24 protein-coding genes and 2 pseudogenes are annotated in these 23,466 nt (G+C 71.4%); 7 read left to right on the top strand and 19 right to left on the bottom strand.

What is annotated here, in order from left to right; translation table 11 throughout:
* The coding region (locus QFW77_RS18990; protein WP_280572385.1) for an IS481 family transposase at positions 1-921 on the bottom strand (921 nt) is incomplete at its 3' end.
* 304 nt (positions 922-1,225) lie between these two features.
* On the opposite strand from QFW77_RS18990, the gene QFW77_RS18985 reads away from it, so the two are divergent.
* A complete protein-coding gene (locus QFW77_RS18985) occupies positions 1,226-2,080 on the top strand; it encodes a PA4780 family RIO1-like protein kinase (protein WP_280576456.1) in 855 nt (284 codons plus the stop codon).
* Positions 2,081-2,125: 45 nt separating this feature from the next.
* Here QFW77_RS18985 and QFW77_RS18980 read toward each other — a convergent pair whose 3' ends face one another.
* Both QFW77_RS18980 and proB read right to left on the bottom strand, forming a co-directional pair.
* A complete protein-coding gene (locus QFW77_RS18980; protein WP_280576455.1) occupies positions 2,126-3,397 on the bottom strand; it encodes a glutamate-5-semialdehyde dehydrogenase in 1,272 nt (423 codons plus the stop codon).
* 15 nt (positions 3,398-3,412) lie between these two features.
* Complete coding sequence (gene proB / locus QFW77_RS18975) at positions 3,413-4,558, bottom strand: glutamate 5-kinase (RefSeq protein WP_425603387.1); 1,146 nt, start codon at positions 4,556-4,558, stop codon at positions 3,413-3,415.
* Positions 4,559-4,869: 311 nt separating this feature from the next.
* Here proB and QFW77_RS18970 point away from each other — a divergent pair, with 311 nt between their 5' ends.
* A complete protein-coding gene (locus tag QFW77_RS18970; protein WP_280576453.1) occupies positions 4,870-5,346 on the top strand; it encodes an MgtC/SapB family protein in 477 nt (158 codons plus the stop codon).
* Between the two features lie 10 nt (positions 5,347-5,356).
* Here QFW77_RS18970 and QFW77_RS18965 read toward each other — a convergent pair whose 3' ends face one another.
* The 3 genes from QFW77_RS18965 to QFW77_RS18955 form a co-directional block, all read right to left on the bottom strand.
* A complete protein-coding gene (locus QFW77_RS18965) occupies positions 5,357-5,830 on the bottom strand; it encodes a DUF421 domain-containing protein (RefSeq protein WP_280576451.1) in 474 nt (157 codons plus the stop codon).
* 79 nt (positions 5,831-5,909) lie between these two features.
* Positions 5,910-6,239 carry a hypothetical protein gene (locus QFW77_RS18960; protein WP_280576450.1) on the bottom strand — a complete coding sequence of 110 codons (330 nt, stop codon included), beginning with the start codon at positions 6,237-6,239 and terminating at the stop codon, positions 5,910-5,912.
* 72 nt (positions 6,240-6,311) lie between these two features.
* Complete coding sequence (locus QFW77_RS18955) at positions 6,312-6,536, bottom strand: hypothetical protein (RefSeq protein WP_280576448.1); 225 nt, start codon at positions 6,534-6,536, stop codon at positions 6,312-6,314.
* 299 nt (positions 6,537-6,835) lie between these two features.
* Between QFW77_RS18955 and QFW77_RS18950 the strand changes: the two genes are divergently transcribed.
* The gene (locus QFW77_RS18950; protein ID WP_280576446.1) at positions 6,836-7,081 is read left to right on the top strand and encodes a hypothetical protein; all 246 of its coding nucleotides are present in this window, start codon (positions 6,836-6,838) and stop codon (positions 7,079-7,081) included.
* Between the two features lie 24 nt (positions 7,082-7,105).
* Here QFW77_RS18950 and QFW77_RS18945 read toward each other — a convergent pair whose 3' ends face one another.
* From QFW77_RS18945 to QFW77_RS18915, 7 genes are all read right to left on the bottom strand, one after another.
* The gene (locus QFW77_RS18945; RefSeq protein WP_280576445.1) at positions 7,106-7,312 is read right to left on the bottom strand and encodes a hypothetical protein; all 207 of its coding nucleotides are present in this window, start codon (positions 7,310-7,312) and stop codon (positions 7,106-7,108) included.
* A 229-nt stretch (positions 7,313-7,541) separates the two neighbouring features.
* Positions 7,542-7,940 carry a hypothetical protein gene (locus QFW77_RS18940; RefSeq protein WP_280576444.1) on the bottom strand — a complete coding sequence of 133 codons (399 nt, stop codon included), beginning with the start codon at positions 7,938-7,940 and terminating at the stop codon, positions 7,542-7,544.
* Between the two features lie 22 nt (positions 7,941-7,962).
* On the bottom strand, positions 7,963-8,730 hold the full coding sequence (locus QFW77_RS18935; RefSeq protein WP_280576443.1) for a LytR/AlgR family response regulator transcription factor: 768 nt from the start codon (positions 8,728-8,730) through the stop codon (positions 7,963-7,965).
* A complete protein-coding gene (locus QFW77_RS18930) occupies positions 8,723-9,979 on the bottom strand; it encodes a sensor histidine kinase (protein WP_280576441.1) in 1,257 nt (418 codons plus the stop codon). Before QFW77_RS18930 ends, QFW77_RS18935 begins: the two co-directional genes overlap by 8 nt.
* Before the next feature lie 363 nt (positions 9,980-10,342).
* Positions 10,343-11,359: a DJ-1/PfpI family protein gene (locus QFW77_RS18925; RefSeq protein ID WP_280576439.1), complete on the bottom strand. Its 1,017-nt coding sequence runs from the start codon at positions 11,357-11,359 to the stop codon at positions 10,343-10,345.
* 88 nt (positions 11,360-11,447) lie between these two features.
* The gene (locus QFW77_RS18920) at positions 11,448-12,428 is read right to left on the bottom strand and encodes a GlxA family transcriptional regulator (protein WP_280576438.1); all 981 of its coding nucleotides are present in this window, start codon (positions 12,426-12,428) and stop codon (positions 11,448-11,450) included.
* A 50-nt stretch (positions 12,429-12,478) separates the two neighbouring features.
* The gene (locus QFW77_RS18915) at positions 12,479-13,018 is read right to left on the bottom strand and encodes a DUF3592 domain-containing protein (protein ID WP_280576437.1); all 540 of its coding nucleotides are present in this window, start codon (positions 13,016-13,018) and stop codon (positions 12,479-12,481) included.
* A gap of 465 nt (positions 13,019-13,483) precedes the next feature.
* Here QFW77_RS18915 and QFW77_RS18910 point away from each other — a divergent pair, with 465 nt between their 5' ends.
* From QFW77_RS18910 to QFW77_RS18895, 4 genes are all read left to right on the top strand, one after another.
* On the top strand, positions 13,484-14,344 hold the full coding sequence (locus QFW77_RS18910) for an NmrA family NAD(P)-binding protein (protein ID WP_280576436.1): 861 nt from the start codon (positions 13,484-13,486) through the stop codon (positions 14,342-14,344).
* Positions 14,345-14,459: 115 nt separating this feature from the next.
* Complete coding sequence (locus QFW77_RS18905) at positions 14,460-14,702, top strand: hypothetical protein (RefSeq protein WP_280576434.1); 243 nt, start codon at positions 14,460-14,462, stop codon at positions 14,700-14,702.
* 367 nt (positions 14,703-15,069) lie between these two features.
* Positions 15,070-17,940 (top strand): bifunctional diguanylate cyclase/phosphodiesterase, encoded by a 2,871-nt coding sequence (locus QFW77_RS18900; RefSeq protein WP_280576433.1) that lies wholly within the window; start codon positions 15,070-15,072, stop codon positions 17,938-17,940.
* A 117-nt stretch (positions 17,941-18,057) separates the two neighbouring features.
* Positions 18,058-19,275: a potassium/proton antiporter gene (locus tag QFW77_RS18895; protein ID WP_280576432.1), complete on the top strand. Its 1,218-nt coding sequence runs from the start codon at positions 18,058-18,060 to the stop codon at positions 19,273-19,275.
* Between the two features lie 81 nt (positions 19,276-19,356).
* Here QFW77_RS18895 and QFW77_RS18890 read toward each other — a convergent pair whose 3' ends face one another.
* The 6 genes and pseudogenes from QFW77_RS18890 to QFW77_RS18865 form a co-directional block, all read right to left on the bottom strand.
* On the bottom strand, positions 19,357-20,262 hold the full coding sequence (locus tag QFW77_RS18890; protein ID WP_280576431.1) for a DUF6692 family protein: 906 nt from the start codon (positions 20,260-20,262) through the stop codon (positions 19,357-19,359).
* 27 nt (positions 20,263-20,289) lie between these two features.
* On the bottom strand, positions 20,290-20,865 hold the full coding sequence (locus tag QFW77_RS18885) for a c-type cytochrome (protein WP_280576430.1): 576 nt from the start codon (positions 20,863-20,865) through the stop codon (positions 20,290-20,292).
* A gap of 62 nt (positions 20,866-20,927) precedes the next feature.
* Positions 20,928-21,686 (bottom strand): annotated as a pseudogene (locus QFW77_RS18880) (polysaccharide deacetylase family protein); the annotation flags it as partial.
* 48 nt (positions 21,687-21,734) lie between these two features.
* A pseudogene (locus QFW77_RS18875) lies at positions 21,735-22,442 on the bottom strand (hypothetical protein); the annotation flags it as partial.
* Positions 22,443-22,526: 84 nt separating this feature from the next.
* Positions 22,527-23,009 (bottom strand): GNAT family N-acetyltransferase, encoded by a 483-nt coding sequence (locus QFW77_RS18870; RefSeq protein WP_280576429.1) that lies wholly within the window; start codon positions 23,007-23,009, stop codon positions 22,527-22,529.
* An 85-nt stretch (positions 23,010-23,094) separates the two neighbouring features.
* Positions 23,095-23,391: a DUF6506 family protein gene (locus tag QFW77_RS18865; RefSeq protein ID WP_280576428.1), complete on the bottom strand. Its 297-nt coding sequence runs from the start codon at positions 23,389-23,391 to the stop codon at positions 23,095-23,097.
* Positions 23,392-23,466: the final 75 nt, after the last annotated feature.

The raw sequence follows: 23,466 nt of genomic DNA, 5'->3' as shown, positions 1-23,466 counted from the left end.
TGGACGCTGGAGGCGACTGATAGGCGGCCGGTAGCCGAGGCTGGCATGTGGTCGATGCCAGTTGTACTGATGGAGCCAGTGAGGCAGGGCCTGGCGCCGCTGGTCTGAGCTGTCATAGGAGCGAGCGTAAGCCCACTCGCGCAATGTGGTCTGGACCAGTCGTTCGGCCTTGCCGTTGGTACGGGGCGTGTAGGGGCGCGTGCGCAGGTGGCGCAGGCCCAGTCGGCGCAGGAGCCGGCGGAACAGCCGGGACTTGTAACAGGCGCCGTTGTCGGTCATGACCCGGGCGAAGGTGATGCCAAGGCCGCGGTAGTACCGTAGCGCTTGCAGCAGCGCCCGGCACGCACTGGTGCCACGTTCGTCGTTCTCGACGGTACCGAAGGCGATCCGGGAGTGGTCGTCGATGGCAAGGTGGACGAACTCCCAACCGGCGCCATCCGAAGTGCCCTGGCGAGCGCCGGTGACGCGATGTCCGGGGCGCCAGAACCGGCCCAGCTTCTTGATGTCCAGATGCAACAGATCACCCACCTGTGGGTACTCGTAGCGGTGGTCCGGGCGCGCTGGCGCCAGCTCGGCCAGTCGATGCAGACCGGCACGACGCATCAGCCGCGCGATCGTGCTCCGGCCGACGGGCAGTGCCAGCGAGATCTGGCGATAGGTCCGCCGCTGGCGACGCAGGGCGACTACCTGCTCGACGACCGGCGCCGGCGTGGCACTGGGGCAGCGAAGCGGGCGCGACGAACGGTCCTGGAGCCCTCCCGGGCCTTCCTCGCGGAAGCGGCGCAACCACTTGTAGGCCGTTCGAGTGCTCACACCCGCAGCGTGGGCGGCTTCTTCGACCCGAAGACCGTGCTCGATCACCCGTTCCACAAGCAGGGCTCGACCGCGAGGCGTAAGACGGGCATGTTTATGCAGGTTCATCCGGGGCTCCTGGGGTGCTGAATGGGTCGCACCTCCAGTGTTCCGGGATCACCCCGGATGAACAACCTACTGAGAGATCACATCTAGGCGATGCACAGCGGGCGTTCGCCAGCCTTCGCCGCGGGGGTCGGGCAACGCGCCGCGCCGGCGCCGCCGGGCCGGGGCATCGCGGCCGGACCGGCGGCGGCGATGGCCGGGGATGAACCACGCACCCCCCGCGGCGCCCCGGCCTGCCCTCGGGGCGGCCCCGGGACCGGTTTTGCGACGACAATGGCCGCCCCCGCGCGGCGGCAACGGTAATTCGATGAAGATCCCCAGCGGCCTGCAGCCGATGATCGACGACGGCCTGATCGACGAGGTGCTGCGGCCGCTCAAGAGCGGCAAGGAAGCCTCGGTGTACGTGGTCCGCTGCGGCGGCGAGGTGCGCTGCGCGAAGGTCTACAAGGACATGGCGCAACGCAGCTTCCAGGCGCGCGCCCAGTACCAGGAGGGCCGCAAGGTGCGCGGCAGCCGCCAGGCGCGGGCGATGGCCCGGTCGACGAAGTTCGGCCGCCGCGAGCAGGAGACCGCCTGGAAAAACACCGAGGCGGAGGTGCTCTACCGGCTGGCCGATGCCGGGCTGCGGGTGCCGCAGCCGCAGGGCTTCCTGCACGGCGTGCTGCTGATGGACCTGGTCGCCGACGCCGACGGCAACAGCGCGCCACGGCTGGTGGAAGTGGAGCTGGAGCCGCAGCAGGCGCGGGCGTTCCACGCGATGCTGGTCGCAGACGTGGTGCGGATGCTGTGCCTCGGGCTGATCCACGGCGACCTGTCGGAATACAACGTGCTGGTGGGCGCCGACGGCCCGGTCATCATCGACTTCCCGCAGGTGGTCAGCGCCGCCGGCAACAACGCCGCCCGGCAGATGCTGCTGCGCGACGTGCACAACCTGCGCGAGAGCCTCGGCCGTCACGCCCCCGACCTGCTCGACACGTACTACGGCGAGGAGATGTGGGCGCTGTACGAGCAGGGCGAGCTGCGCCCGGACGCGGCGCTGACCGGCAGGTTCGTCTTCGACGAGCACACCGCCGACACCGGCGCGGTGCTGTCCTCGATCGAGGACGCGCGCCAGGAAGCGATCATCCGCCAGCAAGGGCGCGAGGCCGCCGCGGAGGATTGAGCGCCACCGGAACCGGCGGCTGGAATCGTCCCCGGCCGTTCGGTATCAACCCGTGGCGGCCGACTCCGGATGCCGCACCTGGCCGTCGCCGCGGACCACGTAGCGCTCGATGGTCAGCGACTCCAGCCCCATCGGCCCGTACGCATGCAGGCGCGTGGTCGAGATGCCGATCTCGGCGCCGAGCCCGAGGCTGCCGCCGTCGTTGAAGCGCGAGGAGGCGTTCACCATCACCGCCGAGCTGCGGATCGCCCGCACGAAACGCTCCGCCGCCGCCTGGTCGGCGCTGGCGATCACCTCGGTATGGTCGGAGCCGTGGCGCCTAATGTGCGCGATCGCCTCGTCGATCGAGTCCACCACCCGCACCGCCAGGATCGGCGAGAGGAACTCGGCCGCGTAGTCCTCCTCGGTCGCCTGCTGCGCCGCGGAGAACAGCGCGCGGGTGCGCTCGCAGCCACGGATCTCGGCGCCGCGTTCCTGCAGCCGGGTCAGCGCCTCTGGCAGCCACGACTCGGCGATCTCGGCGTGTACCAGCATCGTCTCGAGCGCGTTGCACACCCCCGGCCGCGACAGCTTGCCGTCGATGGCCAGCTGCAGCGCCAGCGCCGGGTCGGCGGCGCGGTCCACGTACAGATGGCACACGCCCTTGTAGTGCTTGATCACCGGCACCCGGGCGTTCTCGGCGACGAAGCGGATCAACCGCTCGCCGCCGCGCGGGATCGCCAGGTCCACCAGCTCGGTGAGCTGCAGCAGCTCGAGCACGTGCTCGCGCGCCGTGTCCTCGACCAGCGCCACCGCCTCGGCCGGCAGGCCATGTTCGCGCAGGGCGCTGTGCAGGCAGCCGGCGATGGCGATGTTGCTGTCGCGCGCCTCCGAGCCGCCGCGCAGCAGCACCGCGTTGCCGGCGCGCAGGCACAGCGCCGCGGCATCGGCGGTCACGTTCGGCCGCGCCTCGTAGATCATCGCGATCAGGCCGAGCGGGATCCGCACCTTCTCCACGGTCATGCCGTTGGCGTGCACCTCGCTGCGGGTGACCTGGCCCACCGGGTCCGGCAGCGTGGCGATCTCGCGGATCGCGGCGACGATCGCCTCCACCCGCCCCTGGTCCAGCCGCAGCCGGTCCAGCATCGCCCCGGTGGTGCCGGACTCGTGGGCCCGGGCCATGTCGGCGGCATTGGCGGAGAGGATCGCGCCGCTGCCGGCGGCCACCGCGTCGGCCATCGACATCAGCAGGGCGGCCCGCTGCGCTGAATCGAGCGCGGCGATCTTCGCGGCGGCGGCGCGCGCGCCGGTGGCGAGTGTGCGGACGTATCCGGTCATCGTGATCTCCTGTGGTCAGTGCGCCGCGGCGGCGGCCGCGCCCAGCAGCACCATGTCGTCGCGGTGGATCACCGAGCGGCCATTATGGAACCCCAGCACGCTCTCGATCTCGCGGCTGTGGCGGCCGGCGATGCGCTCCAGGTCCGCGGACTGGTACTGCACCAGGCCGCGGGCCAGCCGGCGGCGGCCCTCGGCGCAGGTGATGTCCACCATCGCCGAGCAGTTGAAGTCGCCTTCCACGCCCACCACGCCCCCGGGCAGCAGCGACGCGCCGCGCTCGGCCAGCGCCCGGGCCGCGCCCTCGTCGATCCGGATCCGGCCGCCGCTCGGCGGGGTGTGGCGCAGCCACATCTTGCGTGCCACCAGGCGCTCGCCGTGGGCGGGGATGAAGGTGCCGCGCAAACGGTCGGCGGCCAGCGCATCGATGGTTTCCATGCGGTGGCCGCAGAACAGCGCGGTGTCGATACCGGCGGCGGCGGCCTTGGTGGCCGCCTCCAGCTTGGTCGCCATGCCGCCGGTACCGAGCGTGCCGGCGCCGCCCTGGGCCATGCGCATCACGCCGGGCGTGATCGCCTCGATCCGCGGCACCGGGCGCGCATCCGGATCCTGCTGCGGGTGTCCCGTGTACAGGCCGTCGGTATCGGTGGCGATCAGCAGGATGTCGGCATCGATCAGGGTGGCGACCACCGCGGCGAGGTTGTCGTTGTCGCCGAGCTTGAGTTCATCGACGGCGACGGTGTCGTTCTCGTTGACGATCGGCAGCGCACCCAGTGCGAGCAGCTCGCGCAGCGTCGCCTGCGCGTTGAGATAGCGGCGGCGGTTGCGCAGGTCGTCGTGGCTGAGCAGCACCTTCGCCACGGGCTGTTCAACCAGCCCCTGCCACAGCGCCAGCATCGGCGCCTGGCCGAGTGCGGCCAGGGCCTGCCGGCGCGCCAGCCCGCCGCCATGGTCGGCCATCAGGCCGCGGCCGGCGGCCACCGCGCCGGAGGACACCAGCAGCACCTCGCGCCCCTGGTCGCGAAAACGCGAGATCAGGCGCGCAAGCGCCGCGGCGTTGCGCTTGCCGAGTCCGCCCCGGCCGTCGCTGAGCAGGCTGCTGCCGACCTTGAGGACCGCGCGGCGCCAATTGGGAAGGGTCTGTTCGGGGAACGGGGCTGCCATCGTTGCGTTCATCTCCTGTGGTTGCGGATGGGCGCGCCGACAAGAGATCCCGCACGGCATGGCGGTGGGCCATGCAGCGATCGGACGACCTGGGGATCGACGGCGCTGTCGGCTCCGCGTCTGGGGAGCCGCGTGGGAGTCGGGACATCGGAACGTTGCGCGCAACGCCGGAAAACCAGACTCGATGGCGACGTATCTTAACAGGGATGCCGCCCGGACCCAAGGCGGACGCCGACGCGCACGGAAAGCCGGAGCCGCGATGCGCCTTCACCGCGCCCGGCCGCCGCCGTTTGTAGGCTGCGATGCATGCGATGGCGGCCTTCCCTCTCACTACGAACGGCGAACCGGCGATGGGCGACCTGATCGCGTTCCTGCAACCCTACCTGCCGCTGCTGGGTGCGCTGCTGCTCGCGCTCCCGGTCGGATGGGACCGCGAGCGGCACGCCGACATCATGGGCATCCGGACCTTTCCGCTGGTGGCCGTGGGCGCCTGCGCCTACGTGCTGATCGCGCGCCAGTTCATCGGCGACGACGCACCGGATGCGAGCGCACGGATCCTGCAGGGCCTGATGACCGGGATCGGTTTCGTCGGCGGCGGTGCGATCCTCAAGCACGACGACCACGTGTCCGGCACCGCCACGGCGGCGAGCATCTGGACGGTCGGGGCGATGGGCGCGGCGGCCGGCTTCGGCTACTGGGGCCACGCGGTGGCGCTGGCGCTGATCAACCTGGCGGTGGTCGCGGTGCTCTCGCGGTTCAAGCAGGGGCGCGACGCCGACGACGCCTGACGGCCGACGCCTAGCGCGGATCGGCGCGCACCACGCTGAAGGCGCCATCGGTTTCCAGCACCACGCAGCGCGCCTGGGCCGGATCGTCGATGCCGTGGTTGCGCAGGCCCTGGCGCAGCTCCTGCTCGTTGATCCGCTCGCGGCGCATCGCCTCGCGCAGGAACTCGCCCTCGTGCAGCAGCAGGGTCGGCTCGCTGGCCACCAGCCGGTGGACCGCCACCCAGCGGGCGGCGCTCCAGGTGATCGCGAACTGCAGCGACACCAGCAGCGCCATCGCGAGCACGCCCTCGGCCAGCGAGACATCGCGGTTGAGCAGGATGGTGGCCAGCGTCGAGCCCAGCGCGATCGTGACCACGAAGTCGAACGCGTTCATCTTGGTCAGCGTGCGCTTGCCGGAAGCACGCAGCAGCGCGATGAGCGCCACGTAGGCGCAGACGCCGACGGCGAGCACGCGGCCGAGATCGTCCCAGGTGTCGAACAGCATGATGGCGGATCCGGTTGGCCCGCCCGCCATGAAACGACAGCGTGCCGCGCGGGCGCGTGAAGCGGGCCGCCGCGGGCGGTCAGCGTCCCCGCCGCAGCAGCCTGCCCGCGCACCCGACCCGCTCGCCGTCCTCGAACGCCGGCCTGCCGTTGAGCACCACCAGGTCGAAGCCTTCGGCCTGCGCCAGCGGATCCGCATAGCCGGAGCGGGCGCGCACCCGGCCCGGGTCGAACAGCACCAGATCGGCGATCGCGCCGGCGCGGACCACGCCCCGGTCGGCGATGCGCAGCACCGAAGCCGGCAGGCCGCGACAGCCGGCCGATCGCGTGGATCCGGTCGCCGCGCACCAGCACGTCGGCGTCTCGACCGGGTGCCCCGGTGCCGTCAACCAGCCGCTGCCATGCCTCATCTCATGGGACGCCTTCCGCTGCGGAGGGGCGCCGGTATGGTGCCCGCGACGGCACGGCGCCAGGAAGCGAGCCTAGCCGCAGGGGGCGAGACGGGTCGGCTGGATGATCAGTTCGGAACCCTCCACCAGCACCCGCCCCGCTTCGAGCGGATGCAGCCGGCGGCCGTCGAGCAGGTGGCCCTGCAGCCAGACCGGCTCGCAACCGGCCGGGCGGGACTCGACTTCGAGCCGGCCGACGTAGTCGAGCCCGTCGGATCCGGTGCCTACGAACGCGAACACTTCGCAAACAGGGTCCATGCGCATCTCCTGGCGCCCCCCGGATCCGATCTCACCATGCGCGGCATTTCGATTCTGTGACTCGGGAAACGATTTCGGGTGCGGGCGGACCGGGCAGCCGGGTCGGAGCGATCCAGAAATGGCGCCGCACGGGGAATCCGGCCTTCCACGCCGGCTGGCCCCGCCGATCCTCTGAATGGTTCAGCGCCAAGCACTCGGCAATGCGCCCGCTTCACGCGCGCGCGGCCACAGTGGCTGGCAAGGGGATCGACCAGGAGTTCCAAGTGCAAGACAGTATCGATTCCGGAACGCGGCGCCCCGTGCCTCCGCAAGACACCGAATCCAGCATTTCCCGGGACATCGAGCGCGAACTGCAGCTGCTCGGCCGCTCGCTGCCCGGCATGCACGCCCGGCATCCGGTCGAGGCCGACTTTTGGGCGTCGTTCAAGTCCTGCGCCGGCGAGATCGGGCTCCGCGCCAGGAACGAGGGCGAGCTGCGCCGCGTGCAGATGCGGCTGGTGCTGATGCTCTCGGAAACCCCCGGCGGCGTGGTCGGCCCCGCCTAGCGGCGCCGACCCGCGCGGATCCCGCTAGGCGAACGCGGCGATCACCTCGAATTCGCCATCGTCGTTCTGGGCTTCGACCGTGGTCGGCTCGCCGCGGTAGAGATTGCGCGCGTCGGCCATGATGGTGGCGATCTCCAGGCCCTTCTCGCGTTCGGGAAACCACAACACCGGATGGCCCGCGTCCAGCAATTGCCAGCCGCCGTACGATTTCACCAATTGCAATGAGGACATGATCATCGGCACCCAGTCCGGTACGTGAAGAAGGCGCCCCGGCCCAGCTGGGTGACTTGCTCAAGGTCGCGGCCTGGATTCCGTTGCGGAGCGGCATCCGTTGCCATTGCATGGGCCGTGCTGCCGGGGCACGCACAGGATGCCGCGCGGGGCACCGCCCCGCAGTCGGCGCACGCCGCGCGCGGACGTAGGATTTCCCCTACAGCGACGCCGCCTCGCGGCAGCGGCCCTATCCCGAGGCTGCCGCCCCGGTCCGGGCCTGGCCGGCGGCACAGGCGGGCACCACCGGGGGCGCCTCGTGGTCGACGCACTGGCGCAGGCCACGCGGCAGCTCGCCCTTGTGCTGGCGCTCCCCTGCCGCCAGCGTGAACTGGTCCACCACCCGCGCGCCGCAGCCAGTGCCGGGTGGGGCATCGGCGGCGCAGTCCTCCACGAACAACACGTAGTGGCAACTGCCGGTGACGCTGCGCAGGCACTCGAACTCGCCCTCGCTGCCGACCACGTAGGAACGGGTGGCGTTGACCGCCCGGCCTTCGATCGAGAGATTGGTCACGGTGGTCAGGCCGGTTTCGAACCGGCAGCCGCCGAGCAGCAGGCAGCCGAGCATCAGGATCGCACGCAGCATCATGGTTTCCTCCTCGCGTGGCGCGTCACATGTTGCGGAACAGCGGCATGAACGGCTGGCTCACCGGCAACGTCTCGTCGCGGCCGCGCAGCCGCAGCAGTCCGCGCCCGCCGTCCTCGCGCACCACCGCGGCGATCGCCTTGATGTTGACGATGGTGGCGCGGTGCACCTGCTTGAACACGGCAGGATCCAGCAGTCCCAGCAGTTCCCGTACCGGCGTGCGCAGCAGCGCCTCGCCCTCCGCGGTCACGGCCACGGTGTATTTGTTGTCGGCGCGGAAATACAGCACGTCCTCGACCAGGATCAGGCGGGTCTCGCGGCCGTTGCTGGCGGTGATCCAGGACAGCGGCTCGGGCGCGTCGCCGCGCGGCTGCGCCTGCAGCTGGCGCAGCAACACCGCCAGGGTGGCGGCGTCGGGATGGGACTCGCCGCTGCGCGCCTGCAGCCGCCGGACGGTGGCGTCCAGGCGTTCGCGGGTGACCGGCTTGAGCAGGTAGTCGACCGCGCCGCGCTCGAAGGCATCGAGCGCGTACTGGTCGTAGGCGGTCACGAACACCACCCGCGTGGCGGGATTCGACTCCGCGGCCGCGGCCGCGACCTCCAGCCCGGTCAACCCCGGCATGCGGATGTCGAGGAACGCGTAGTCCGGCGCATGGTCGGCGATCGCCTCCAACGCGCTGCCGCCGTCCTCGCAGAGCGCCGCGATCTCCAGCTCCGGCCAGGCTTCGGCCAGCAGCGAGGCCAGCGCGGCGCGCAGCAGGTCCTCGTCTTCGGCGATCACGCAACTAGGCATGGGCGGTCTCCGCACGGCCGGGCTCGGCGGCCGCGGGCACGGTCACGGTGGCCGCGACGCCGGAAGGGAAGTTGGCGGCGATGCGCAGGCTGGCCGCCTCGCCGTAGGTCAGGCGCAGCCGCTCGCGCACGTTGCGCAGGCCGATGCCGGTGCCGCCGCCCTCGCTCGAGAAGCCGCGGCCGTCGTCGGCCACGGTCACCGCCACCCGGTCCTCGCTCTCCCGGGCGCGGATCCAGACCGTGCCGCCGCCGGTCTTGGGTTCGAGGCCGTGCTTGATGGCGTTCTCCACCAGGGTCTGCAGCATCATCGCCGGGAACGGGACCGCCAGCAGCGCTTCGGGCACGTCGATCTGCGTGGCCAGGCGCGCGCCCATCCGGAACTTCATGATTTCCAGCCATGCATTCGCCCGCTCCAGCTCCTCGCCCAGGGTCGATTGCCCCTGCAGGGTGCGCGGCAGCGAGCGGCGCAGGTATTCGATCAGATGACCCAGCATCTGGTCGGCGCGGGCCGGGTCGCTGCGGGTCAGCACCTGGGCGCTGGCCAGGGTGTTGTAGAGGAAGTGCGGCTCCACCTGGGCGTGCAGCAGGCTCAGCTTGGCTTCGCTCAGCTCCTTGGCGCTGGCGGTGCGGTGCGCGGCGGCGCGCTCGCCGCGGCGCTGTTCGCCGACGCGGCGGGTGATGGCGCGGGTGATCGCCTCGGCGGTCTGCAGGTTGCTGCCGTGGTCGACCCGCAGCCAGTCGGTCCAGGCCGCGCTCTCGGGCTCGCAGGCCAGGGTGATGGTGGAGGTGTCGCCGTTCGGATGCACGGTGGCGGTGACCATGTCGCGCTGCCCGCCGAGCCTGCGGTCGATCCAGCGCAGCGGATCGAAGCGTCCCTGGGCGCCGTAGGGGTCGTCGCGGCGCACCCCGGCGTGCACGCGCAGGCTGTCGCGGGCCGACACCACGTCCATGATGCCCGGCAGGTCGCGCAGCGCCGCATCGACCAGGTCGAAGGCCTCGCCCGCCACGAACGGCACCTCCACCTGCCGGCGCTGGCGGTTGCGCAGGTTTTCGGGCGTCGCCTGGCCGGCGATCATCCGCACCCGGTGCACGTGCGAGATCGCATCGGGGATCACGAACGCGAGGGTCAGCATCGCCAGCAGCAGCACGATGAACTCGGGCAACCGGAGGTTCGACCAGACGATCAGCACCGCCAGGTAGAACAGGCACCAGGCCAGGGCATGGCGCAGGACGAAGGAAAAAGTGGACATTCGGGTCACGGACGGCGGAATGGGGCGAGAATAGCGGCGCTCGCCTCCGGCGTGGGGCCCGCGGCGACGGATCGGCCGATGCGCCGACAGAAGCCCGGAACCCGGGGCCGGAGCCGGGGACCGGGATCGGAACCATGCTCTCCGAGCCGATCGCGGTGAACTCGCCAAGCGGGCCGGGAGATACGCGGCAACCAAGCGGGTATCGGGGGCGGCTCGTTGCGTGTCTCCCGGCCCGCCCGGATACGGCTACGCGCCGGGAAGACGCATGGCGCGAGCGCATCGCCGAACGCCCCGCACCAGCTTCGCACCGGGGGCCGCGTCGGCGAGCGACCCGCTGCCGGTCGACCACGCGGTCGAACGGACTCAGCCGCGCTCGTCGTCTTCCAGCTCCGGCATCGCTTCCAGCTCGACGTCGAGCCAGTGCGCGCGAGGGCCCGCGGCGGTCATGCCGATCGTCATCCGCAGCCGCCGGCCTTCCACCGCACCCACCCAGTCGCGCGTGCTGTCCGCCGAATCGCGCGTCCAGCCTTCCATCCGGTCGAGCGCTTCGACGGCCAGCGACATGAGCTCCTCCGCGGCCGCATCGCTCGACACCCGGTAGCGCAACCGCCAGCTGCGCGTGTCGCCGGTGTTCACGACGCGATCGAACCGCGTCCGATCCGGCCACTTCACCCGGCCCAGGTCCGGCAGGTGGCGATCGGCCATGCGGGTCCGCACGAAGCCGTCTTCCGGCCGCCAGTCGTACTCCAGGTGCATCGCGACCGTGCTGGCGGCGTCCGCGCCGCGTTCCTTGCCGACGATGTGAAGCGCCGCATCGGTGCCGGACGACAGGCCGGCCGAGGTCACGATCGCGCCGTTGTCCATCCAGCGTACGTCGCGCACCACCTCGACCGCCGGATAGTCGGCCGCGAGCGAAGGCAGCGCGCGATGGAACGTGGTGGCCCGCAAGCCGTCCAGCAAACCGGTCGCGGCGAGAATGTGCGAGCCGGTACGGACCGAGAGCACATGCCGTGCCGATGCCGCGCGCCCGCGCACGAACCCCAGCAGTGCCTCGTCACGCTCCGCATCCCCGGTGTCCCCGCCGGGCACCAGCAGCACGTCGAACGACGGCGCATCGGCGAAGCCATGGTCCGGGGTGACCTGCAGGCCCATCGCCGTGGTCACCGGGCGCCCGACGGCCGACACCGTCGCCACCCCGAACCCCGCCTGGCCGAACACTTCGTAGGGCGCGGCGAAATCGATGATCTGCACGCCGTCGAACAGCAGGATGCCGACCTGCACCGCAGGCTCGGAATGGGAGGGGTGGGCGGCTCCGGCGGGAGCCGGCCACAGCAGTCCGGCAATCGCCAGGGCCGCGGCCTTCACCAGCACGGCGCGCATGGGGCGTCTCCGATCGGGTGTTGCCGCCACCATGCCGGGCGGCGGCCGGCGCTTGCGGACATCCAGCCGGCGGTTCCGGACGCCGGCGTCAGGGCGACCCGAAGCGCTGCCGGTATTCCCGGGGGGTGACGCCGGCGTGGCGCCGGAAGGCACGCCGGAAGGCGTCTTCCGAGGCGAATCCGCTGTCGGACGCGACCCGCCGCATCGTCGCCGTGCCGCTCTCGAGCAGGGCCTTGGCGGCATCCACCCGCAGCCGCTCGACGTACTTCTGCGGCGTGGTGCCGAAGGCGGCGGCGAAGCGCCGCGCGAACTGCCGCGTGCTCATGTGCATCCGGTCGGCCAGCAGCCCGGCATCGAGCGGTGCGCGCAGGTGCGCGCGAATCCAGCGCGCGAGATCGGCGAGGCGATCGGGAACGTCCAGCTCCTCGAGCTCGCGGCTGAACTGGCTCTGCCCGCCCGAGCGCTTGGCGACCATCACCATTCGTTTGGCCACCGCGAGCGCCAGCGGCAGGCCGTGGTCGGCCGCCACCATCGCCAGCGCCATGTCCATGCCGGCGGTAATGCCCGCCGAGGTCCACACCTCTCCGGTGCGGGTATAAATCGCATCCGGCACCACCCGGACCGCGGGGTAGCGCGACGCCAGTTCGCCGGTGTCACGCCAATGCGTGGTGGCCTCGCAGCCGTCCAGCACGCCCGCTTCGGCCAACAACAGCGCCCCGTTGCAGACAGAGGCGATACGACGCATGCGCGGGGCGATGTCTCCAAGCCAGGCGACGAGCGCGCGGTCGGCGCGCGCCCGGTCCAGCGCGGCGCCCATGCCGCCGCTCACCAGCAGGGTGTCGATCCCTGCCTCGAGCTCGGAGTAGCCGCGATCCGGCAGCACCCGAATTCCCGACGCCAGCGAGACGGGCGCGCGACCGGGGCCGACCAGGAGGGTCGCATACGGCACGACGGCGCCGGGCTCGCGCTCGCGAAGCTCGCGGCTGGCGAGCGCGAAGACCTCCAGAGGGCCGGCCACGTCGAGGGCCTGGGCATCGTCGAACACGAGCATCGCGATCGTGCGCGCCACCGGCTTCTCCAGCACTGGCGCGCCCAGGCCGGACGCGCCTGCTGCCCATCCTAACCCGCCACCGCTTCCGGTTCTGGCTCCGGCTTGCGCGGCACGAACAGCTTCGCCACCAGCAGCATGTGCATCACGAAGGCGAGGAAGGCCGCTCCGAGCAGCGCGATGGCCATGCGCTTGAGCAGGCTGCCGGCGCCGCCCATGCCCTGCAGTCGATCCAGGCGGTCGAACCGCGCCGGGTCGGCGTTGGAATAGGCGACGTCGATCGTGACCCCGTCGCCGAGGTACTTCTGGGCGTTCGACTCCGACGTGCTGAACGCGCCGTGGTACTGCCTGCCGTCCACCTCGAAGGCGTAGCCGAATTCGAACATGTGCTTGGTACGTCCGCGGCGGCCGCTCTCCTCGGTGATCGCCTCGAGCTCGACCGGCACGTTCACCACGGAATGATCGGCCAGGATCGACCTGGCCTCGCGGTAGCCTTCGACGCCCATGAATGTCAGCACCCCCGCCGCAACCACGAAAGCCACCTGGAAAAACCGCTTCGACCAGCACGAAAGCGCCGCGTGGTTGCCCGGCTCGAGCTTGAAACTGATCATCTGCGTCCCCTGGAATGATGGACCGCCATCGCCCCGCGAGCGGATCGCGGGTGCATGCGGTAGAAGAATGGCCGCCGCAACCCCCTGCGCGCGAACCGACGCGAATCGTAGGGACGCCGCGGCGGCCGGTCAATGCGCGCTGGTGGTCGCATCCGGACGCATTTCGACCACCCGGAAGGCCAATCGATACTGCCGGCGCCTGCGCTTTCGGCAGCGGCGATGGACAGCGTGCTTCGCGACGGCCGCGCCCGCCGCGCTTTCACGGGGCGTTTTTTGCCGGCCGCGCAAGATTCAGTGCCAGCCGGATGCGCGATGTGGGCGCCGCCGCCATCGGTGCCTTTTCCGGGCAGGCGCAGCGCCCATCGCCCCCTCCCGGGTCGACAGCGGCGGGAATCACGGCCAAGACACCAGCGACTGCTGGCAAACAGCGACGGCATCGGGTTTGGCAGCAAGCAGGAGCCAGCCATGCACATCATCCTCGGAGGAACAGGGCATGTCGGCAGCGCGGTCTGCGCCGCGCTGCTGGCCCGCGGCGAGCCGGTAACGGTCTTGACCCGCGATGCCGCCCACGCCGAGCCTCAGCGCGCCCGCGGCGCGAAGATCGAGGACGTCGACGTGCTGGACGCTGCCGCATTGCGGGAGGTGCTGCGCTCGGGTCGGCGCGCCTATCTGCTCAACCCGCCGGCATCGCCGTCGGAAGACACCGATGCGGAGCTTCGCAGCGTCCGCGCGATCGTCGCCGCGCTGGAGGATTCCGGACTCGAGAAGCTGGTCGCGCAATCGAGCTACGGCGTCCAGCCTGGGCGACGGATCGGCGACCTGGGCGTGCTGCACGAGTTCGAACGCTCGCTGCGGGATCAGCCGATTCCCGTGGACGTGCTCCGGGCGGCGTACTTCATGAGCAACTGGGATGCCGCGGTGGAGTCCGCACGGACCGAGGGGCGCCTGGACACCATGCTGCCGGTCGATTTCCGGCTGCCCATGGTGGCCCCCGCCGACATCGGCGAGGTGGCGGCCCGGTTGATGACCGCGGACGGGGTGGCCGCCGACCCCCACTACGTGGAGGGTCCGGAGCGCTACACGCCTTCCGACGTCGCGCGGGCGCTTTCCCACGCGCTCGGGCGCGAGGTCGAAGCGCGGGCCACGCCACGTGCGCAGTGGCGCGAGTCGTTCCGGACGCTCGGCTTTTCGCCCGCCGCCGCCGAGTCCTACGCGGGGATGACCGCGCTCACCGTCGATCGCCCGGAGTGGCCGTCCGATCCCGTGCGGGGTTCCACTTCGCTGCGCGCGTACATCGGGGAACGCGTCGCCACGATCGGCGGCTGAGCGTCGCCCTCGGTGAACGGTTCAGGCGATCGCTGCGTTGCTCACGTGGGCACCACCGCGTTCGGCGCGTACTGCCGTCGCCGGAACGTTCCGGCCCTCGACACGGAGTTTCCAGATGAATCCCCAGAACCAGCAGGATCGCAAGAGTCCTTCCCACACCGCAGAACAGGACCAGCAAGGCGGACGGGATCCGTCACTCGATCAGGACCCGAGCCGGCGCCAGCAGCAGGGGCCGGGAGGGGAGGAGGAGGAAGGCCAGGACCGCACCCAAGGGCGCGATCAGGACCAGGAGCAGAACCAGCGGTCGGGCGGCGATGCATCGCGGACTGCGGGGGCGGAACAGGACCGGCAACGGTAGCCGACCCGCGGCTGAACCCCCGGAAGGCGCCGCCGCGACTTCCGGGGAGTTTTCCCGTCGCCGCACCCGCGTGGAACTTGGCGGCCGCGCGGGGTTGGCCGCCTGCCGATCGCGGCCACGCGCGGCCCGCGTGCGCTTGCGTCATCACTTCATGTAGATGTCGCGGCCGGGCAGACTGATCCGGGGAAGCCGGTGACCGGCGCATCGAACGAGGGGGCACGCCACGGCCAGGATCGCGACCAGACGCCAGCGATGGCTCTCGGAGCTTTCGATCCGCGCCACCCGCCGCTATGGCGTCGCGCTGGGGCTGCTGCTGGGGGTGTCCCTGGCCGGGTTCCTGGTTCACGACCGCGCATCTCGGATCGAGGTGGCCGAACGCCATGTCGGCACCCTTGCGCGCGGTGCCGAGGGGGTGGTGCACGGGATGTTGCACGCGCAGGAGCAGATCTTGCGATCGGTTGCCGCCAACCCGCCACCGTCGAGCGGCGAAGGCGGTCGCCCGGTGGCGGACCGGTCCGTCGCCGCGACGTGGCCGTTGACCCGCATCGTGGTGTACGGCGATGCCGAGCCCGGATCCGAAGGAGCGGCCGCCGGTCGGCTCCGGCGCTGGGCGCGGACGGCGATGCGCGGCGCAGGCGACGGCATGCGCCTGGGGCGACCGTGGCGGAGCGAAGACGGCGGCTGGCGGCTGCCGCTGGCGGTGCCGCGGCCAGGCCGACAGCCCGGCGGGGTGGCGGCCGAGCTGGACCTGGGCGCGCTGCAGGCTCCGTTGCAACGGCTGGATACCGACCAGCGCAGCCTGGTCACCCTGCTCGACCGGGACCGCACGGTACTCGCCCGTACCCGCGATCCGCGGGTCTTCGTCGGTAGCCGCTACGACGATCCGGCGCTGGAGGCGCGCATCGCCAGCGGCGTGCGCCGGTCGGTCGACCGCGACATCAATACCTTCGACGGCGTCGACCGGATCCGCGCCTTCACCGCGCTCGAGGACTATCCGCTGTATCTTGGCACCGGCCTGCCGCGCTTGGACGTCCTGCGACCCTGGCATCTCACAGCGGCCGTGGCGATGGCGCTGTTCGTCCTCTACTGGGCCGGCCTAGGACAGCTGCTGCGAATCGTCCGGCGCGCCGAGCACCGGCAGGGCGCCCTGCTCCGCGAGTTGCAGCGCAGTGCTGAACTGCTCTCCATCGCCCAGCGCGCCGGCCACATGGGGGCGTGGGCGGCTCACCAGGACGGCAGCATCTGGTGGTCGACCGAAGTGCCGCGCCTGTACGGGCTGGCGCCGGACATGCCCGGTCTGGGCCTCGAGCACTTCTTCGAACGCATGCACCCCGAGGATCGCGAGCCCGTGCGCGAGCGGGTCGAACGGATCCGCCGGGAAGGCGGCGAACTGTCGTTCGACTACCGGGTGCTGCTGCCCGACGGCGAGATCCGCCACCTGTCGGCACAGGGGGCCCACGTAAGCGCCACGGGTACCGGCATCCGCACCAGCGGCGTGGTGCTCGACATCACCGATCGGGTACGCAGCCATCAACGCCTGATCGACGCCGAGCGCCAGTTCCGCCTGTTGTTCGACCGCAATCCGCTGCCGTTCTGGGTGTACGAGGCCGCCACGCTGCGATTTCTCGAGGTCAACGACGCGGCGATCCGCAACTATGGGTACTCGCGCGCCGAATTCCAACGCATGACCTTGCTCGACATCCGCCCCCCGGAGGATGCGAAGCGCCTGCGCGCCGACGTCGCCCAGGGCGGCACCGGCGACGACGCGCCGCGGACATGGACCCATCGCCGGAAGGACGGCTCGCTGCTCGAGGTGCGCATCCACGCCGCGGATATCGATTTCGACGGACGCCGCGCACGGCTGGTGCTGGCCGAGGACATCAGCGAGCGCCAGCGGATCCAGCGCAAGCTCGCCTACCGCGCCACCCACGACACCCTGACGGGGCTGCCAAACGAGACGTTCTTCCGCCAGCGCCTGGACGACCGTATCGCCGCCGGCGCCGGCGCTGGCGTCGGAGGCGAGAAGATGGTGATCGCCCGCGTGGTGCTTCAGCGCCTGGCGATGATCGGCGACAGCCTCGGCGGCGCGATCGGCGACGAGATTCTGGTTCAGGCCACCGAACGCATGCTGCGGGTGCTGGGCGAGCAGGATCTGGTGGCCAGACTGCAGGGGCCCGAACTGATCGTGGCGATGTCCCCGAGCGCGGGCGATAGCGAGGGCCACGCCACCATCGCCGCGCTCGCCGCGGCGCTGCGGGAGCCGGTCTGGGCGGCGAACGCCCCGCACTACCTCGACGCCGGCTTCGGGCTCGCGCTGTTTCCGGAGGACGGGACCGATGCCGAGGCCCTGATCCGCAACGCCGGGCTGGCCGCGCACAGCATGCAGCAGCACGCCGCCGCCGACGGCGTCCGCTACAACGCCGAACTCGCCCGCCGGGCATCTGCGCGGCTGGGCCTGCTCGCGCGCCTGCACCACGCCATCGGACACGGCGAGTTCGCGCTGCATTTCCAGCCGATCCACGATCTGGCCGACGGCCGCCTCGCCGCGTACGAGGCCCTGATCCGCTGGCCGCAGGCCGACGGCAGCGTCATCGCGCCGGGGGAGTTCATTCCGCTGTGCGAGGACAGCATGCTGATCGTGCCGCTCGGCCGCTGGGTGTTGCGCGAGGCCATGCGCGCCTACCAGGCGTTGCTCGCCGCGGGGCACCCCCCGCGCCCCATCGCCGTGAACGTCTCCGCCAGCCAGTTTGCGCGCAGCGACCTGATCGCGGACGTACGCTCGGCGCTGGACGAGATGGACGTCCCTGCCGGCGCCCTGGAAATCGAGATCACCGAAGGCGTGGTGATGAGCGACCCCGAGCAGGTGATCGACGTCCTCTCGCGGCTGCGCGCACTCGGCGTCCTGATCGCGATCGACGACTTCGGAACCGGCTATTCCAACCTGGCCTACCTGCGCAGGCTCCCGGCCCATATCCTCAAGATCGACCGAGCGTTCGTGCACGACGTGGAGCGCGACAATGCCAATGCCGCGATCTGCCGGTCGATCATGTCGCTGGCCGGCCTGTTCGGGCTGCAGGTCACCGCCGAGGGGGTCGAAAAACGCGAGCAGATCGACTGGCTGCGCGACAACGGCTGCGACCGCGCCCAGGGGTACTTCCTGGGCCGGCCGCAGCCGCTGGACGCGATCCTGAGCGGCGCGGCGCGCCCGGCCGGCGGCGACGGGCCTGCCGGCGGCTGAGTCCGCCCCGGGCCCGGAGCTGGCGGGCGCCGGCCGTTCCGCGGCCGCGCGCCGCGGCCCGGACGCGACGCGGTTGCGCCCGGTTACCATGGCCGCCCTTCCCGGAGGCCACCCGTCTTGCCCGGCTACTCTTCCGAACTGGTGTTCTTCGGCATCGGCCTGCTGCTGGTGCTCACGGTGCTGGCGGGCAGCCTGTCGAGCCGCTTCGGGCTGCCCGCGCTGATCGGCTTCATGTTGCTGGGGATGCTCGCCGGCTCCGAGGGGCTGGGAGGGATTTCCTTCGAAAGCGTCGGCCTGGCGCAGGGCATCGGGGTGCTCAGCCTGGTGTTCATCCTGTTCTCGGGCGGGCTGGACACGATCTGGCGCGAGGTGCGCGGCGGCGCGGCGCCTGCCCTGGTCCTGGCGACCGCCGGGGTGATGATCAGCGCCGCGGTGGTGGCGGTGGCGGCGATGTGGCTGCTCGGCTTCACCCCGCTGCAGGGCTTCCTGCTCGGCTCGGTCATCGCCTCCACCGACGCGGCGGCGGTGTTCGCACTCATGCGATCGCGCAACATGCCGCTGCACGACGATGTCAAGGGCGTGATCGAGGTGGAGTCCGGCTCCAACGACCCGATGGCGATCTTCCTGGTCGGCGCCGTGCTGCTGCTGATCGCCGTGCCGGAAACCTCGCCGCTCGCGCTGGTGCCGGCCTTCGGCGTGCAGATGGCGGTGGGGGCCGTGGTCGGTTACGCGATCGGCATCGGCTTCCCGGCGCTGCTGCGCCGTGCGCGGCTGCGGGTGGGCGGGCTGGCGCTGGTGGTTTCGATCGCCGCGGCGCTGCTGTCGTACGGGCTGGCCGGCCTGCTCCAGGGCAACGGCTTCCTGGCCGCCTACATGGCGGGCATCGTGGCCGGGGCGCGCGAGTTCCCGTCCCGGCGCACCATCTCGATGTTCCAGGACGGCCTGGCGTGGCTGGCGCAGGTGCTGATGTTCCTCACCCTGGGCCTGCTGGTGTTTCCCAGCGAGCTTGTGGAGGTGCTCGGCCCCGGCCTGGCGATCACCGCGGTGCTGATGTTCGTGGCGCGGCCGCTCAGCGTGTTCCTGTGCCTGGCGCCGTTCCGCCGCTACGGCTGGCGTTCCAAGCTGTTCGTGTCCTGGGCCGGGCTGCGCGGCGCGGTGCCGATCGTGCTCGCCACCTTCCCGATCGTCGCCGGGGTACCGGGGGCGCAGTCGATCTTCAACATCGTGTTCTTCGTGGTGCTGCTGTCCAGCGTGATCCAGGGTCCCACGCTCGGCTGGCTGGCGCGCAGGCTGGGTCTGGACACGCCCCGGCCACCCGGCTCGCCCGCTCGCTGACAACGCGCCCCGACCGGTCGACGCCAGCCGCGCGGCGGGTCTTCGAATCCGCGATGGCCCGACCCGCAACCGGCTGCGCCGTTACCGGCTCGGCCCCCCCGCGGGCGGCGGTGCGGCGCAGCGAAGGAAGCCGCTGTAGCCGACGCTCAGCCCCGCATCGAGCCTCAGGACGGCGTCGGCCTCGGTCCACGCCCCGGCGCGGACCCCGCCGGGGCCGATGACGACCTCGATGCCATCCGCCGTCAGCCGCGCTCCGCCGTCCGCGGTCGGCGCCGCCGCCAGTTCCACCAGGCGTCCGTGGATCTTGACGACCGCCCTTCCGGCGCCGGATCCCGGTTCCGTCATCGCCACCACCGGCCCGGCCTCGCGGGAGTACGAGAAGCCGCAGCGCGGCGCGGTGCCCAGCGCCCGTGCGATCTCCGCCTCGTCCAGGCCGGCCAGATCGACCCTGGCGATCTGGGGAGTGGCGATGGCCTCGCGCGCCGTCACCATCCGCGGCGCCACTTCCGGCTCGTCGAGCGCGTCCACCTCGCCCGCGGCCGAATCTGTCCTGGCGATGAGGTACTTCATCTCGGCGATCTCGCGCCGCTGCGCATCTATGATCTCGTCGGCCAGCTTGCGCACCCGCGGGTCGCTTATCTGCGCCCGGGAACTGGTCAGGATCGCGATCGAGTGATGCGGCACCATCGCGCGCATGTACGCCGCGTCGTCGACGGTCGCCTGGCTGCGCACCAGCCACAGGCACAGGGCGAAAAGCACCGCGCTACCGGCGAAGATCGCGATGTTGACCTTCTTGTTCTCGTACATGCCCAGCATGAAGGCGAGCATCACGATGGCCATCGTCGCCCCCATCAGCAGGGCCATCCAGGCGCGGGTCTGGCTCCACAGCACGTGGTCCATCGCGTAGGTGTTTAGATACATCAACCCGAACATCACCGCGGTGGAGGTGCCGATCATCGCGGCGAAACGCCAGTAGGACATCTTCATGATTGCGGACTCCTCGGGTGATGGTGGCTACCGGCCTTGGCGGGTCGGGCGACCGGGATCGCCGGGGCCGTGGGTATGTCCGCCCCCGTAGGCGCGATACTGCTCCGGAGTCATCGCGGGCAGCCGCGCGACGAACGCGGCGATGTCGTCCAGCACCGCCTCGTCGTGGGTTGCTCCGAACGCCGGCATGCCGGTGTACTTGAGCCCGTGGCGCACGATCCAGCGGACTTCCGCGACCGACCATTCGGCGGCGGCGCGGGTCAGATGGGGCGGCTGCGGCAGCATGCCCCGGCTCCAGCCGGACGGCTCGACGCCGGGGCCGCCGTGGCAGTGCTCGCACATCGATTTGTATTCGGCGGCGCCCGCAGCCACGTCCGCGGCCTCCGCGCCCGACACCCCGGGCTCCGCGTCAGCGCGGGCCCGCACCGACGAACGCAGGGTGCCGTCGAGCAGCCAGCGCGTCGCGGCCGCATGGCCGCGATCGGCGGCGACGTCGTAGGCCCCGCCGTAGACCAGCACCAGCGTGCCCGCGAACAGCACGGCCAGGGTGCCCGCGATGCCAGCCAGCACCCCCGCCCAGAAACGTTTGCGGTTCGATCGCATCCTCGCCTCCGCCTGCGGCATCGCCGATGCGGCCGCACGGCTCGCGAATGTCGCGATCCACCCTAGCGCTCAGGGGGTGAACTGCGCGTGGGCACGGGGGCGGCGGGCCGGGAGGTGCGAGGCGCCCGATCGCCGGAGCGGGCCTGCACTCCGCGGACGTGGGTCATGATGTCCAGGAAGGTGTCGACCCAGTACGTCTCGGGATGGTCCGCCAGGTGTTGGAGCAGTGCCTCGTGCGCCTGCGTCGAGACCGCAAGATGATCGCCGCCAATGCCGTGGAAGGTGAAGTTGACCATCCCGCCGCTGCGCGCGGCTTCCTCCACCCGGGCGATCAGCGCATTGCCGGGGACGCCGGCCGGCGCGTCCACCGGCACCGCATGTGGATCGAGCGTCGCCATGTCGGCCGTCCCTACGCCGCGCTTCATGGCCACGAACGCCGGGGCGACGAGCGCGGCGTAGTCGCCGTCGCCGGCGGCGGTTTCCCCGCAAGGGGCGGTGAAGGTGCGCTCGCGGCGACCGTCCATCGCCTGCAGCATGACGTTGCCCAGCAGCACCTGGTCGCGCATCCGTGCCGCCGTGGTGGTGTCGAGGTCGCGTTCCGGCACCACCCAGCTGCGGTCCGGCAAGGAGCCGGAGCACTGATGGAACAGGCTGTGGTTGCCGAGTTCATGGCCATTGGCGGCCGCCGCGCGCCACTCGGCCATGCGCCGCGCCACCACGTCGCTGGCAAGGGTGAGGTAGAAAGTGGCCTTGAAGCCGTGCCGGTCGAGCGCGGGAATGGCGTTGTCGAGCTGCGAGTCCAGCGCATCGTCGTAGGCGAGACTGACCGCGGCGCGGTGCCCTCCGGGCCAGGGGAACGGTTGCGCGCGCCCCGCGCCGGCGCCGCGCTCGCATTCGGCCCGATTGAACCAGGTGGCGCGTGCGATCGGCAGGTAGCTCTCCCAGTCGCTGGGCGGCAGGACCATGCCGCGCGCCTGCAGCGCGGCGGCGAACGAGGCCTCGTCGCGGCTGTCCGCGGCGAGGGTACCGCCCAGCGCCGCCAGGCAAGCCTCGGGCCGCCCCAACTGCCACAGCGCGATCGCCCGGTCGTTCGCGGCGCGGTCGCGCTCGAGCCAGTCGAAGAATCCACCGCATTCCGCTTCGAGGGCTTCCATGCCGCCCAGCGCCTCGGCATGGCGCCCGTCCCGATAGGCGCCGAGGAACGCCGCCCGCCTGCGCTCGCGCGCGGCTGCCGTGCAGCCCGCCGGGAGCCGGAGGTACTCTCCCTCGAACCCGGCGCGCATGCCGCAGTACCACCGGCAATCGCCGCCCTCCTGTCGCACGGCGATCCGGTCGCCGGCGACGGCGAAGCTCATCCGGCACGGCTCGCCCATGTCGATGCCGGCCACGGCGGCGGTGCCCTCCACCTCGCCCTCCAACCCGCACATGTGGCCGTTGGCGCCGACCGTTTCCAGCACGAAGCTGCGCCGCCCCGCGTCCGTTTCGGCGATGACCAGGCTGCCCCAGCCCGGGGTGGTCGCGTACTCGCCGGGCTCCGCGCCGGCGGCGTGCGCCGCCGCCAGCGGCAGCAGCCACATCGATGCGGCGAACATCATCCTGGTCAACGGCGCGCTCCTGGCTGGGGCATACCATTCTGCCAGCTCAGGCGTCGCCGCTTCCCTTCAGCGGCTTGAGGAACCGGGCATGTCGGGGACGAAGCCGGACCGCTCGTACAGGCCCACCGCACGCGTATTGCCCGGGAAGACGGTCAAGGTCATCCAGTCGTCGCCACGCCCGCGCGCCCAGGCTTCGGCGTGCGCGAGCAACCGCCTCCCAAGGCCCTGTCCTTCGGCCGCTGCGTCGACGATCAGGGTGGAGACGTGGGCGTTCGGGCGCCTGTGGTAGTAATCGACGAGCGTGGACATGTGCAGCACGGCGGCGATGCCCGCGACGCCGTCGATCACGAACACCCCCTGGCCGGCGTGCTGGTCGGCAATGGCCGCGGCCAGGACCTGCCGATCCACCTCCGCCATCCGCCGGACCTCGCGATGGGCGGGCGGCCCGAACAGGGTGAGGCGATCGACCAGCGCGAGCACGCCGTCCACGTCTCCCTCGGTGGCCACGCGAATGGCGGGTTCGGCGCAAGGATCGATGGGTGCCGGCATGGTCCGCTCCGGTCAAGGGGCTCGGACGCAGCACCTGATCCCGGTGGCACTCGGGGCGACGGCTGCGCGATGCCCGTTCTGTCGCTCAGGAGAACAGCGCGGCCATTCTTCTGATGGAGGCGCCACCCGCATACCCCACGCATCCTACCGGGATGCCGCCGCCGGTAGCCTCGACGATCTTCCCGGCCCAGCCGGGCTCGAAACCGCCGCACAGCTCGATGAACTGCACGCCCTCGCCGGCCAGCTCCACCGCAACGCCCACCGCGGCCGACTGCTCGGGCACCGCGACGATGGTGCTGCGCACGCCGCCGCGTTCAACGATCAGGCGGTCCCGGACCGGATCGGTCTCCGGCGCCTCGAAGATGAAGGCCCAGCTGATCATGCGGCGTCTCCGGCGGCGGCGGAAGCCGAACCCCTTGCGCGCAGCATCGCTCTGCCCCCTGCCCGACGGAAAGAC

This window comes from Luteimonas endophytica, from assembly GCF_029887875.1.
GTDB classification, from domain to species: domain Bacteria; phylum Pseudomonadota; class Gammaproteobacteria; order Xanthomonadales; family Xanthomonadaceae; genus Luteimonas; species Luteimonas endophytica.
The sequence above is the reverse complement of the archived record's forward strand: the minus strand, read 5'-3'. Positions and strand labels throughout refer to the sequence as shown.

What these genes read in the sequence shown, in the direction of transcription:
- QFW77_RS18935 (WP_280576443.1), bottom strand. Translation starts at nt 8,730, where the DNA reads ATGCCTAGTTGCGTGATCGCCGAAGACGAGGACCTGCTGCGCGCCGCG.
- QFW77_RS18970 (WP_280576453.1), top strand. Translation starts at nt 4,870, where the DNA reads ATGGCGGCCTTCCCTCTCACTACGAACGGCGAACCGGCGATGGGCGAC.
- QFW77_RS18915 (WP_280576437.1), bottom strand. Translation starts at nt 13,018, where the DNA reads ATGATCAGTTTCAAGCTCGAGCCGGGCAACCACGCGGCGCTTTCGTGC.
- proB (WP_425603387.1), bottom strand. Translation starts at nt 4,558, where the DNA reads ATGGCAGCCCCGTTCCCCGAACAGACCCTTCCCAATTGGCGCCGCGCG.
- QFW77_RS18865 (WP_280576428.1), bottom strand. Translation starts at nt 23,391, where the DNA reads ATGATCAGCTGGGCCTTCATCTTCGAGGCGCCGGAGACCGATCCGGTC.
- QFW77_RS18870 (WP_280576429.1), bottom strand. Translation starts at nt 23,009, where the DNA reads ATGCCGGCACCCATCGATCCTTGCGCCGAACCCGCCATTCGCGTGGCC.
- QFW77_RS18930 (WP_280576441.1), bottom strand. Translation starts at nt 9,979, where the DNA reads ATGTCCACTTTTTCCTTCGTCCTGCGCCATGCCCTGGCCTGGTGCCTG.
- QFW77_RS18985 (WP_280576456.1), top strand. Translation starts at nt 1,226, where the DNA reads ATGAAGATCCCCAGCGGCCTGCAGCCGATGATCGACGACGGCCTGATC.
- QFW77_RS18925 (WP_280576439.1), bottom strand. Translation starts at nt 11,359, where the DNA reads ATGCGCGCCGTGCTGGTGAAGGCCGCGGCCCTGGCGATTGCCGGACTG.
- QFW77_RS18955 (WP_280576448.1), bottom strand. Translation starts at nt 6,536, where the DNA reads ATGGACCCTGTTTGCGAAGTGTTCGCGTTCGTAGGCACCGGATCCGAC.
- QFW77_RS18980 (WP_280576455.1), bottom strand. Translation starts at nt 3,397, where the DNA reads ATGACCGGATACGTCCGCACACTCGCCACCGGCGCGCGCGCCGCCGCC.
- QFW77_RS18945 (WP_280576445.1), bottom strand. Translation starts at nt 7,312, where the DNA reads ATGTCCTCATTGCAATTGGTGAAATCGTACGGCGGCTGGCAATTGCTG.
- QFW77_RS18940 (WP_280576444.1), bottom strand. Translation starts at nt 7,940, where the DNA reads ATGATGCTGCGTGCGATCCTGATGCTCGGCTGCCTGCTGCTCGGCGGC.
- QFW77_RS18885 (WP_280576430.1), bottom strand. Translation starts at nt 20,865, where the DNA reads ATGCGATCGAACCGCAAACGTTTCTGGGCGGGGGTGCTGGCTGGCATC.
- QFW77_RS18905 (WP_280576434.1), top strand. Translation starts at nt 14,460, where the DNA reads ATGAATCCCCAGAACCAGCAGGATCGCAAGAGTCCTTCCCACACCGCA.
- QFW77_RS18890 (WP_280576431.1), bottom strand. Translation starts at nt 20,262, where the DNA reads ATGAAGATGTCCTACTGGCGTTTCGCCGCGATGATCGGCACCTCCACC.
- QFW77_RS18960 (WP_280576450.1), bottom strand. Translation starts at nt 6,239, where the DNA reads ATGAGGCATGGCAGCGGCTGGTTGACGGCACCGGGGCACCCGGTCGAG.
- QFW77_RS18910 (WP_280576436.1), top strand. Translation starts at nt 13,484, where the DNA reads ATGCACATCATCCTCGGAGGAACAGGGCATGTCGGCAGCGCGGTCTGC.
- QFW77_RS18965 (WP_280576451.1), bottom strand. Translation starts at nt 5,830, where the DNA reads ATGCTGTTCGACACCTGGGACGATCTCGGCCGCGTGCTCGCCGTCGGC.